7 protein-coding genes are annotated in these 13085 nt (G+C 38.6%); all 7 read left to right on the forward strand.

The features are described 5' to 3' along the window. Positions 1-15: 15 nt before the first annotated feature. Entirely contained in the window at positions 16-1401 is a 1386-nt protein-coding gene (locus tag G466_RS0116745) for an alpha-L-fucosidase (RefSeq protein ID WP_026814677.1), read from the forward strand. A gap of 105 nt (positions 1402-1506) precedes the next feature. Then, complete coding sequence (locus tag G466_RS0116750) at positions 1507-2961, forward strand: sulfatase (RefSeq protein WP_051315732.1); 1455 nt, start codon at positions 1507-1509, stop codon at positions 2959-2961. 554 nt (positions 2962-3515) lie between these two features. Beyond that, positions 3516-6665, forward strand: coding sequence for a SusC/RagA family TonB-linked outer membrane protein (locus G466_RS0116755; protein ID WP_084418918.1), 3150 nt, complete (start codon positions 3516-3518; stop codon positions 6663-6665). 10 nt (positions 6666-6675) lie between these two features. Then, on the forward strand, positions 6676-8136 hold the full coding sequence (locus G466_RS0116760) for a RagB/SusD family nutrient uptake outer membrane protein (protein ID WP_026814680.1): 1461 nt from the start codon (positions 6676-6678) through the stop codon (positions 8134-8136). A 354-nt stretch (positions 8137-8490) separates the two neighbouring features. Beyond that, entirely contained in the window at positions 8491-10806 is a 2316-nt protein-coding gene (locus tag G466_RS0116765; protein WP_026814681.1) for a glycosyl hydrolase family 95 catalytic domain-containing protein, read from the forward strand. Positions 10807-11082: 276 nt separating this feature from the next. Next, entirely contained in the window at positions 11083-11724 is a 642-nt protein-coding gene (locus G466_RS0116775) for a TetR/AcrR family transcriptional regulator (protein ID WP_026814682.1), read from the forward strand. Between the two features lie 276 nt (positions 11725-12000). Continuing rightward, positions 12001-13085, forward strand: a 1085-nt coding sequence (locus G466_RS0116780) for a TonB-dependent receptor (protein WP_034236009.1), incomplete at its 3' end; no start/stop codon positions are given.

Consider the following 13085-nt stretch of genomic DNA (forward strand, 5'->3'; position numbering starts at 1 on the left):
TTAAAAAGTGGAATTATGAAAATTAGATTAATTATAGTCTTATGTTTTCTTGTATCCGTGTTAAGTAGCTGGGCTCAATCAACGGTCCCCATTCCAACACAGGCCCAATTAGACTGGCAAGAAGCAGAGCTTGTAGCGGTATTCCATTACGACCTCCATGTTTTTGATGGAGAAAAATATAATCAACAGGAGAATAGAATAACCCCTATACCGGACTATAACATATTTTCTCCCGATAAATTGGATACGGATCAATGGGTAGGGTCGGCCAAGGATATGGGTGCCAAAATAGCGATATTGACAGCAACCCATGAAACGGGTTTTGCATTATACCAGAGCGATGTAAATCCATATAGTTTAAAAGCATTAAAATGGCAGGACGGAAAAGGGGATATCGTCAGGGATTTTGTGGCATCTTGTAGAAAGTATGATATACAGCCTGGAATCTATATTGGGATTCGATGGAATTCTTTCTATGGTATCCATGATTTTAAAGTGCAGGGGGATACTTCATTTTCGAAAAACCGCCAGGAACATTATAATAAAATGTGTGAGGGTATGGTGGAAGAGCTTACCTCGAGATATGGTGATTTATCGATCATCTGGTTTGATGGTGGAGCCCATGGCCCTGAGCAAGGTGGCCCCGATGTGCTTTCCATTTTTGAGAAAAACCAACCCAATGCACTGTTCTACCATAATCTGGATCGAGCGGACATTCGCTGGGGCGGATCGGAAAGTGGTACCGTACCTTACCCTTGCTGGGGCACTTATGGACACCCTTCATGGTTTGCCAATAGGGGGGATGAAGACGGGTTTCGTCCCATAAAATATGGTGATCCTGAAGGTAAATATTATATGCCTGCTATGAGCGATGCTCCTTTACGCGGTTATAATGGTAGGCACGAATGGTTTTGGGAACCAGGAGATGAGGAACACATCTTTCCATTGAAAAACCTAATGGATATGTACTACAAATCAGTAGGCAGAAATTCTACCCTAATTATTGGGCTTACTCCCGATCCCAATGGATTGATGCCCCGGCCAGATGTACAGCGGTTAAGGGAATGGGGAGCGGAAATCAAAAGACGATTCGCCAATCCCTTGGCAGTAACAGCCGGAACTGGGAGTGAAATTGCTCTGTTCTTGGGCAAGGCCCAAGAAATTAATCATATTATATTACAGGAAAACATCTCAGAAGGAGAGCGGGTAAGGGAATTCACCGTAGAGGGTAAAATAGGAGGGAAATGGCAAGAAGTATATAGGGGATCCAATATTGGACATAAACATATTATTGAGATCGAAACTTTCAAAACAAAAAACCTTCGATTGAATATTTCCAAAGCTATCGGTACACCACAGATTAAAAACTTTAGTGTCTACCAAATTAACCTAGATAAGTAAACTGCCTCGAGGCAGGCCCACAAGGCATTAAAAGAAAAAAACGTATTGATTTCGAGACAAGCCTCGGAGCATTTAAATCTCGATTATCGAGTAAAATAAAAGCATATGTTAAAATTTATTTGGAGAACATCCCTATTATCCCTGTTTATTTCATTAACTATAAATGGTCAGGAGCCTTCACAGCTAAGACCGAATATTCTTTTTATACTGGTGGACGATTTAGGATACCACGATTTAGGGTATACGGGAAGTTCTTTTTACGAAACCCCTAATATAGATCGATTAGCATCTGAGGGTATGGTTTTCACCAACGCCTATGCCGCGAGTCCTATATGCTCTCCTTCAAGGGCCGCAATTATGACAGGCAAACATCCTGCAGAGCTTAATATAACCGATTATATTCCAGGAAACAGGCACTATGGACCTCATAAGAATCAAAAACTGGCTTCCCATCCTTTCAAGCTCTTTTTGGATCCGAAAGAGACAACAATTGCCGAGGCCTTAAAAGAAAATGGATATAGTACTTTTTTTGCGGGAAAATGGCACTTGGGGGAAACGCAAGATTACTTTCCCGACAAGCAAGGGTTTGATATTAACCTTGGCGGTAACAATACTGGAACTCCCTCTGGAGGCTATTTCTCTCCCTATAGAAATCCACAGCTATCAGATGGTCCCGATGGTGAATACTTAACTGACCGTCTTACCGATGAGACCATCAAATTTATGTCAGCGGAAAAAAAGGAGCCATTTTTTGCATTTCTTTCCTATTACACGGTACATCTGCCGATGCAAGGCAAGCCGGAGAAGGTACGTTATTATGAGGGGAAATTAGAGAAATTCAAGTATCAGGAAGCCCCATTTGTTAAAGAAGGAGCTACCTATATAAAATATCGACAGAATATGCCTCATTATGCGGCAATGGTGGAGAGTCTGGACGAGAATATTGGACGTTTATTATCCGCTTTGGAAGAGAATGGGCTTTCCGAAAACACTTTGGTGGTATTTACTTCGGATAACGGGGGAATGTCTACTAGTAGTCAAACAGATAATATTCCAACATCAAACCTTCCTCTACGTGCAGGTAAGGGATACCTGTACGAAGGAGGAATCAAGGTTCCTCTGATCTTACGTTGGCCAAGAGCCATATCACCTAAAACCGTAAGTAGTGTTCCAGTTATCGGCACAGATTTTTTCCCGATACTACTAGACACGGGCAAAAGTAAATCAAGGTCAAGATCAATATTAAATAGCCCGAGCTTAACACAATTATTGAATAAAGAAACACCTAAAGATAGACCTCTGTATTGGTATTACCCACATTATAGTGGCGGACTTGGGGGAAGGCCATCCGCGGCAATCAGATTGGGAGATTATAAATTGATCCGCTTTTTCGAAAATGATCATTATGAATTATATAACATAAAAGTAGATCCAGGAGAACAAAAGAACGTAACTACTGTGTTGCCGAAAAAAACAAAGCATTTGAAGAAAGAGTTAATTAGATGGATGATTGCAATGGAAGTAAAGTTACCCTTTCCTAATCCAGCATATAAAAAATAAACTATTTCAGGGTTTATTATGATGATTTTATTGTTTTTAAATGACACTATCTAAGGAAAATTAAATTTTACAAATATGTAGAATTTGACCTGATTCTTCATATGTTTTGATTAAAATGATTTTAAAGCATAAAACGGACAAGTAATCCTATTTTTAATACAATAAATAGGCTACAGCTGAAACAGAGTCATTTTAGATAGAATATCTTTGATAAAAACAGCATCAATTTCAATCAGAATCTACATATTAACTAAATTATCTGTTACGGAAATTATTATTAGGTCTATAGCACTAATTATATTGTGTTTTTATATATTTAACTTTTATTTTAGACCGCTAACTTCTTTAAGGAATACATTGGAAATTAAATTTCGACTGATCAATTTTAATTATTAATGGTATTTCAAAACTGTAATTTTATTCACTATAAAAACTAGCCTATGTAATAGATGCCGATAAAAATTATTTTAATACGTTATTTAAAATAAGCAAAAATGCTTCCCAACTTTTTATAAGTAATAAAATGAAAATTAATAATCACCAAAACTTGAGATATGAATAAAAATAAAATGCGTAGGCTAATCCATTCGGATTGGTGGCATTCAAAAAACCTAAGGATGAAACTTACTATATTATTAGTAGTAGTTTCTTTGTTTAAAGTAGAAGCTAATACCTATTCTCGGAATTCTAGGTTATCATTAGATCTAGAGAATATGTACCAACAATATCAGGTAAGTGGTACTATTTCCGATGCTAATGGCACACCTCTTCCCGGTGCAAATATTGTAGAAAAGGGAACCACCAATGGGGTAACAGCTGACTTTGACGGGAACTTTTCCATTTCAGTAGCCAGTGAGAATGCAATCCTCGTTATTTCCTATATTGGATTTGCTACTAAGGAAGTGGCCATAAACGGGCAAACTAGCTTATCGGTTAATTTAGCAGAGGATGCCGCTGGTTTGGATGAGGTGGTAGTAGTGGGCTTTGGAACACAGAAAAAGATTAACCTAACCGGATCTGTAGCAACAGTGGATGGGGAAACCTTAACCAAAAGACCTGTAACCAATGCGGCCTCTATGTTACAAGGACAAGTAGCCGGATTGCGAATAGTCCAGAATACGGGAGAACCTGGAAATGAAGGTCTTTCTATACGCATTAGAGGGCAGGGTACATTTAGTAACGCCGGCTCCAATCCACTGGTTTTGATAGATGGTGTAGATGGAAGCCTAAGTGATTTGGATCCAAATGATATTGATAACATTTCCGTACTAAAAGATGCTGCATCGGCTTCCATTTACGGTTCTAGAGCGGCAAATGGAGTAATTTTGGTTACCACAAAATCAGGCAGGGCAGGGGAGTTCACCGTGGAATATAATCTTAATACCGCTATACATACTCCCACGAAACTTTTTGATGTAATTAGTAATTCTGCTGAATACATGGAATTGTGGAACGAGGCAAGAACAAACACAGGAATCACTACGGGGCATTATCCACAATCAGAAATAGATCTGTATAGAAATGCGACGGACCGTATCCTTTATCCGAATACCGATTGGCTTGACATTATGTTCAATCCGGCTTTCGTACAATCCCACAATATCGGGATAAGCGGAGGTAGTAAGGAAACACATTACAAATTGTCCCTTGGCTATGTTGATCAGCCTGGTGTAATGAAAGGTTTTAATTATAAGAAGTTCAATGCCCGCTTAAACTTGGGATCACAGATCAACGATTTTATTAAGGTAGGCGCAAACATTGCATTAAAAAAGGGTGATTTGTCCAGACCAAGACAGGGATCTAACGATTTGTTCTTGTCAACCATGTCACAAGCTCCCACCTATCTGCCAAGATTACCGGATGGACGCTACTCCTATAAGGCTTATGATTTTGAGTCCAACAACAAAAACCCCTTGGCCATAGTAGAAAATGAAGTGCTTAGAACAATCACGGATTATTCTGTTAACGTACAAGGTTGGGCAGATATCAATTTAACCAAGTCTATAAATTGGTATTCCAAAGCAGCAATTGTTGGCGATTTTGAAAAATGGAAAGATTGGAGACCTGCCGTACCCCTTTACAACTACCGTACCGGGGAATTCGCAACTGATCTAGACGTTGGAGGCCTTGGATTACAAGTGAATAACGGACAAAACATATTCACCAATGTTTTTACCTACGTCAAATTTGAGGATGAGATAGTTGACGGACACAACCTGACCGCCCAAGTGGGATATAGTGAAGAATCCAATAAAGAGGAGTATCTGCGTGGGTATAGACGAGACTTTGCCGGCAATAATTTAAGGGAACTGGATGCTGGTAGCCCAGCAGTGCAAAATTCCAATGGTTCTACCTATGAATGGGCCTTAAAATCTTTCTTCGGTCGTTTAGGCTACAATTTTAAAGATAGATATCTTTTGGAGTTTAATATGAGGTATGATGGAACTTCCAGGTTGCATAAAGATTCCCGTTGGGGAGCTTTTCCATCTGTCTCTGCAGCCTGGAGGTTATCCGAAGAATCATTTATGAAAAGTGAAAGAATGGATTGGCTCAATAGTTTAAAGATTAGAGGTTCTTATGGAGAGCTAGGGAATCAGAATATTGGTAATTATCCATACCAGGACATCCTGGGCTTAACTGGAAATTATTCTTTTGATAATGCCAACCTGTCCTCTGGGGCAGCACAGACAGCATTGTCTAATCAGAATATAACTTGGGAAACCACAACGATTACTGATATTGGTTTGGATATGACCGTTTTTAACGGCCTTTCACTCACCTTTGACTGGTACAGAAAAACAACCTCGGATATTCTTAGGGGTTCCCAGGTTACGGGGCTTGTAGGTTTGGGTGCGCCAACAATAAATAATGGTACTATGCAGAACACGGGGGTAGAGCTAAATCTACAGTACCGAAATAATGTTAAGTCTGGTGTATTCGAGGGGCTTAACTACAATGCAGGGGTTACTATTGATCGCTTTAAGAACAAACTTACCGAATTTGGGGAACGCGAAATTGGCGGTAATATCATTAAAGAGGAAGGCCGACCTTGGGACACCTTCTATATGTTGGAATGGACTGGTATTTTTCAGACCCAGGCAGAGGTTGATGCTGCTCCTAAGCAGTTTAATGATAATACCGGACCAGGAGACCTTATTTATAAGGACCAAAACGGGGATAATGTTATAGACGATAAGGACAGAACTTATATTGATGGTCAGTATCCTGATTTTGAATATGCAATGAACTTTAATGCCAACTGGAAAAACTTTGACATCTCCCTCTTTTTTCAAGGGGTAGAAGGAAGAAATATTTATGTTAGTGATTGGGGTACCATACCCTTTGTACAGGGGTCACCCCCAACAACGGATTGGAGAGGTAGATGGACAGAAGATAATCCATCCACTACAATGCCCAAGATTTATTGGGGATTTAATGCCCCTGATAAAGTTAGAAGGACTTCTAGCTACTATCTACAGGATGCCTCTTACTTAAGGTTGAAGAATATTTCAATAGGATATAACTTGCCTAGCTCCTTAATAGATAGGGTTCAGCTTAAAAAGTTAAGAATCTATCTTTCTGGAGATAACCTTTTGACCTTTACCAATTATCCTGGTCTAGACCCTGAAAGAGGAGGAAGTGGTCGTTTTGTTAACTATCCGCAAAACAAAATATATTCTCTAGGTCTTAACGTTCAATTTTAAAGATAAAATCATGAAAAGATATATTTTACAAATAGTTTTAAGTATCCTCTGCATTAGTTTTGTAGGATGTGAAAAGGATGCACTGGACAAAAATCCCTTGGATAAATTATCTAGCGGTGATTTTTGGAAATCCCAACAGGATTTTGACATGGCACTTACCGCAATATACGGAGAGATGCAAAATGGAATGTTCTCAGTAGGAGCGCCCAACTGGGATGTGCTTACCGATAACGGATATGGACAACATAGTTATTGGGGTAGTCAGGCTATTGTACAGGGAAATATTTCCCCAACATCTGGCGGATATATTTCTGATGTTTATAATAGTAGTTATAGGGGAATTGCACGGATCAACATTTTTCTCGAGCAACTTAATAATTTCCAAGGTGATGAAATAGATGCTGAAACCAAATCTAGATATGAAGGTGAAGCGATGTTTATGCGTGGGTTCTATTATTTTCAACTGTACTCCAACTATGGTTCGGTTCCTATTGTAACCGAACCGCTAACGCTGGAAAATCAGATTCAGCCCAAAGCTTCGGAAAATGAGGTTTTGGCGCGGTCATTGGCCGATCTTGATACCGCAATTGCTAACTTATCTTCTGAATTATATACGGATAATGGTGGACATGTGGTTAAGTCGTCCGCACAAGCCTTAAAACTTAGAGTGTTACTATTCGCTGCCTATGGAGACACTGGAACAGCAGATCCTGGAATAATGACCCAAGCAAGAGATCTAGCATTGGAAATAATGGGCGCGGGGTATGAATTAAGCGAAAACTTTGAAGATGTCTTTAGAGACGGATCTCAAGAAGGAAATCCAGAAATTATCTTTTCTATCAAGTTTTTAGCACCTGATAATTCCACTTCTATGGATCAGTGGTATGGAGATTGGTTAGTAGTTAGCCCTTTACAGAATTTAGTGGATGCTTTTGATCCACTAGATCCCAGATTGGATAAAACCATATTCGCCGATGAAGTGAATTTTGATGGAAATATTCATAATCCTTCCAATGGTCTGCCCACTGGATATGGGCTGAAGAAATTTCTTAGCCCTGATCTAATACCCTATGGTTATTCTACCCAAAGTCAGCAAGATTGGGTATTGTTGAGATATGCAGATGTGTTGTTGATGTATGCTGAAGCACAGAATGAACTTGTAGGCCCAGATCAGTCTGTTTATGAAGTTATTAATTCTATACGTGACCGAGTAGGATTGGTAGACATAGCAGTAGGACTATCAAAAGAACAAATGCGGGAGGCTATACGTGATGAACGTAGAATTGAATTGGCTTTTGAGGGCTTAAGATATTATGACCTTAAAAGATGGAGAATTGCTGAAGAAGTATTGAATAACATTTCGGACGGAGTTTTGGATTATACCTTTGAAGAGCGCTTTTATAAATGGCCCTTGCCACAGTCGGAAATCGATAAGAGCCAAGGAGTGTTGGAGCAAAATCCAGATTACTAGTCAATTGTAAATTAAAAAAGGTTAATGATAATCCAAGAATACTGTTAGTTCTTGGATTATCAATATTAGGGGGTAAGCTAAATTCAAATTCCTAGAAAAAAATAGTTTCGATGATTCCTGTATCTCATTTTTAATAGGACAGCTTACTTATTAAGTAAAATTTTAAAAATTTAATAAAAAAACCAATTCTATGTTTTTTAATAATTGTTCAATAGGTATAGCAGGTGTTATCTAGCATAATTTTAAGAAAATTATTGAAAGGGTAAGAATTATCAAAATAGCATTTTATTAAGATCATTCCGATTGGTCCAACCTTATGTTGGTTGTTGAATATTGAACAATAAACAAATAAAAATGAAATTAAGTATAAAAACTATCTTTAATGCTCTTATATTTTTGAGCCTTTTGGTTTCGTGCTCACAAAAAAAGCCAGTAGCCTTTATGTCTGAAAGAATTTCTGATTATGTACTGGAATTTGATGCGCTGGCCACTACATGGGATGAGGGAATCCCCTTGGGGAATGCTACCTTAGGCGCTTTAGTGTGGCAAAAAGATGGAACTCTTAGATTTTCGCTCGATCGTTCGGATCTATGGGACCTACGCCCAATGGAAAATTTAAACTTTAAGGATTTCGATTTTAAGTGGGTACATGAACAATGGAAAAACAATACCTATAAAAATGTTCAGGATAAATATGATGCCCCATATGATAACTCACCGGCCCCGTCCAAGATTCCTGGTGGAGCATTGGAATTTGATATCAGTGAACTTGGAGAAATTACATCTGTTAAGCTAAAAATAGCGTCGGCTACCTGTGTAGTAGAATGGAAGAACGGCACTGTTTTAAAAACTTATGTGCATGCTACAGAACCTATTGGTTGGTATCGTTTTGAGAACCTGCCTGCATATTTAACTCCAACCTTAGTACCCCCAGCCTATAACTTAAAAGAAATTGCTGGTGAAGAGAATCCAGTAACAGGACAAGATTTGAGAAGACTGGATTATGAGCCAGGATTAATAGAACAAACTGAGAATACTATTACATACAGCCAAACCGGATGGTCAGGATTTAAATATCAGGTACATACTCAATGGCAGAAAAATGAAAATACATTAGAGGGTAGTTGGAGTATTAGCTCAAATAATTCGGATAACGATAAGGAAATTACAGCTGAGGAAGTTGTAAAGTCCTCTTTTATAAATGGAATGGATGCTTATATGAAAAGCCATAAGACTTGGTGGACTACTTTTTGGGGTAAGTCCAACATAAGTGTGCCAGATACCATTTTGCAGAACCAATGGTATATGGAAATGTACAAATTGGGGTCTGCCGCTCGTCAAGGGGCAGCACCAATTTCCTTACAAAGTGTATGGACAGCAGATAATGGTAAGCTACCGCCGTGGAAGGGCGACTATCATCACGATTTAAATACGCAGCTGAGTTATTGGCCTACCTATTCTGGTAATCATTTAGACTTGGAACAGGGCTTTATAGATTGGCTAACTAAGAATAAACCAACCTTTAAGAAATATACTAAGGAATTCTATGGTACCAATGGCCTCAATGTTCCTGGAGTAACGACATTAACAGGTGATCCTATGGGAGGTTGGATCCAGTATTCATTTGGGCCAACAGTAGGCGCATGGCTTGGCCAACATTTTTATTGGCATTGGCGCTATAGCATGGATCGTGATTTCCTAAAAGATCAAGCTTATCCTTGGATTAGTGAGGTTGCCGTACATTTAAATGAATTATCGGTATTAGGTGAAGATGGCAAGAGAAAACTTCCGTTGAGTTCAAGCCCGGAAATTCACAACAATTCACGTGAGGCCTGGTTTGGGGAAATGACAAATTTTGATCTATCGCTCGTGAGATGGACGTATATGCACGCGGAAGAACTTGCTTTGGAGCTAGGGCTAAACGAAGAAGCCCGTAAGTGGAAGGAAGAATTGAAAGCATGGCCGGATTATGCAGTGGACGATAGTGGCTTAATGTTATCCCCAAATTTGCCTTATCTGGAGTCGCATCGTCACTTTTCACATTTGATGGCTATTCATCCACTTGGATTGATAGACCCTTCCAATGGTGAAAGAGATATGGAAATAATTCGAAAGACCATTGAAAATTTAGAGGCTATAGGAAGTAGCTATTGGACCGGGTACTCTTTTAGTTGGTTAGCGAACCTAAAAGCAAGGGCTTTAGATGGTGAAGGTGCGGCCAAGGCGCTTAAGGACTTCGCCACCTCATTTGTCCTCCCCAATAGTTTTCATGTGAATGGAGACCAATCTGGTACGGGAAAATCTAACTTTACTTATAGGCCTTTTACCCTGGAAGGGAATTTTGCATTTGCAGCAGGTCTTCAAGAAATGTTAATCCAAAGTCATACAGGAACAATAAAATTATTCCCTGCCATTCCCGAAGCTTGGACTACGGTCGGTTTTAACCAATTAAGAACGGAAGGTGCTTTTCTAATCTCTTCCCAAAAAGAAGAGGGAACGGTAAGATGGGTTAATATTATTTCAGAAAAGGGTGGGGAACTAAGACTTGCGAATCCGTTTGTTACCAAAGAAATCAAAATACATGATTCCCATAAATATAAATGGGCGAATAATGTACTTGTAATAGATACAAAACCTGGGGAAACCATTATAATAAAACCGCGAACCTAATCTTAAGTTGATACAATAATATTAATTGAAAAGAACCATAATTTATGATTTTTATATTCATAGAGTAGATGTCAAGGATCGATACCCTTATAAAATTCTTGGCTATAAACCAATTCGTTCAAATAACCTCAGGTTATGAAATAAAAACTATAGTTTTTACCTATGGAAGTTTTTTGAAAAATGTAAACTTTTTCTCATACAGTATTTTTTACTATATGTTGTTTTGTATAATTCTAAATTGATTCCTGGGAAATGTTATTATGAACTAAACAAATAATGAAAGCAAGAAAAAAAATAAAGACAAAGGAAAGGATTCTTCAAGTCGCGGTTAAAATGTTCAACGAACAAGGTGTGCAAAATGTAACGAGTAGACACATCGCTAATGAAATGGGAATTGCATATGGTAATGTAGATTATCACTATAAAAATAAGGAGGTACTTTTATTAGCCATTTATAAGGAGATGCGGTCGGAAATGTCTAATTCATATCTTTTACGTGAAGAATACTCTACGTCATTAGAGCACTTCCATCGCTTGCTTGCCCATTTGGAGCAATTTCAGTATAAATACCGATTTTTTAATTTAGATGTATTGGAGATTTCTCGCACCTATCCAAAATTAAATAAAATCCTACATAAAACCATTGAATTAAGAAAAGAACAGATGGCTAATCTGTTTATAGATTTTATTAATGACGGTTATATAGAGAAAAGGATTGACGATAGATATAACAGATTACAGCATACGATCCGTGTTATTATCACTTTTTGGTTATCGCAGGAAGACGTGCTTTCAAGTTTTAAATATATTGAGAAGGGTGAAATGAGCAGGCATATTTGGGAACTACTTCTGCCATATTTAACTGAAACTGGTCTTAAAGAGTTTGATAGATTGGTAACAAGGTTCGGCTATCTATAGTTTAGATTGAATCTTTTTCCAAAAAATTATTAAGGATCTTTCTAAGGCAAGAGCGAACTTGCTTCATCTATGAAAACCCATGTGTTGGGGATATTTTTGACAATTATAAGTATTCAGGAGCTGTACAAAATTTTTATAATCGTTATATGGCATGCGAAATGGTTCCTGCAGGTTGGGTCAATATGAGTGACTTGGAGGAGGATTATAATGTGTATGAGTAATGTTTTTCTAAGTTAATGAACTTAAATTTGGACGCTAATTAACAATTTATTTATAATGAAAATACCATTTCTTTTTATATTTCTCTTATTCAATTATTTAGTTACCGCACAGATTAGCGGAAAAATAGTAGATGGGGTCTATCCCTTGGAGTATGCTACTGCAGCCCTATTCGATCAGAGTAGCGGTGAACTGGTCATGGGGGTAATTACCGATGTAGATGGTGTTTTTATGATCCCCGAGGTAAAAAAAGGCACTTATTATCTGGAGGCTTCTTTTATAGGATACCAGATGGAGATTGTCCGTGATATTCAAGTGGAGAGCAGGAATTCTTCCCTTGACTTGGGGACTATTCCCCTTTCAATTGGAGAAAACCAATTGAATGAGGTGGTTGTAAGCGGGGAGTTGTCGACCGTGGTAAATAAAATAGATCGGCAGGTGTTTGAGGCCACAAAATTTCAGAACGCCCAAGGGGGGAGCGCAACGGATATTATAAGAAATATTCCCTCCGTAACCGTTGACGGACTTGGGGAAATTAGTGTACGGGGCAGTAAGGGGTTTGTAATACTGCTTAACGGTAATCCGGTACAAGGAAATGCATCAGCTTTATTAAACCAACTTCCAGCGAATGCCATTCAACGTGTAGAGGTGATTACTGCACCTTCAGCCAAGTATGATCCCGAAGGCAAGGCAGGAATTCTTAATATTATTACTAAAAAAGGAGCTGCAGACGGTGCTTTTGCCCAGTTAAATATAAAAGGCGGTTTACCATCCATCGAAAAATATGACAATGCCGTTTCACACCAGCGTTATGGCATTGATGGTACTTATAATGTCATTAAAGGAGATTGGAATATTTCTCTAGGTGCTAACTACCAACGCAACGATATTGGTGGAAGGCGTGAGGGTGACGTCTATACCATCATCAACGATACACTGACACGATTTCCCTCCGATGGGGAACGCAGTTTTGATGAGGTAAATTACAGCGGAAGGTTCACGGTAGATTTTACACCCGATTCCCAAAACTCCTATTCTTTAGGTTTTTATGCCGGAAAACGACAAAAGGACCGTTTGGCGGATATCACCTATTTTGATAATCATGAAATAACGCCTGCCCAAGGCGGGGAACGTTTAAATAC

The sequence above is a fragment of the Arenibacter certesii DSM 19833 genome, assembly GCF_000429545.1.
In the GTDB taxonomy this organism is placed as follows: Bacteria; Bacteroidota; Bacteroidia; order Flavobacteriales; family Flavobacteriaceae; genus Arenibacter; species Arenibacter certesii.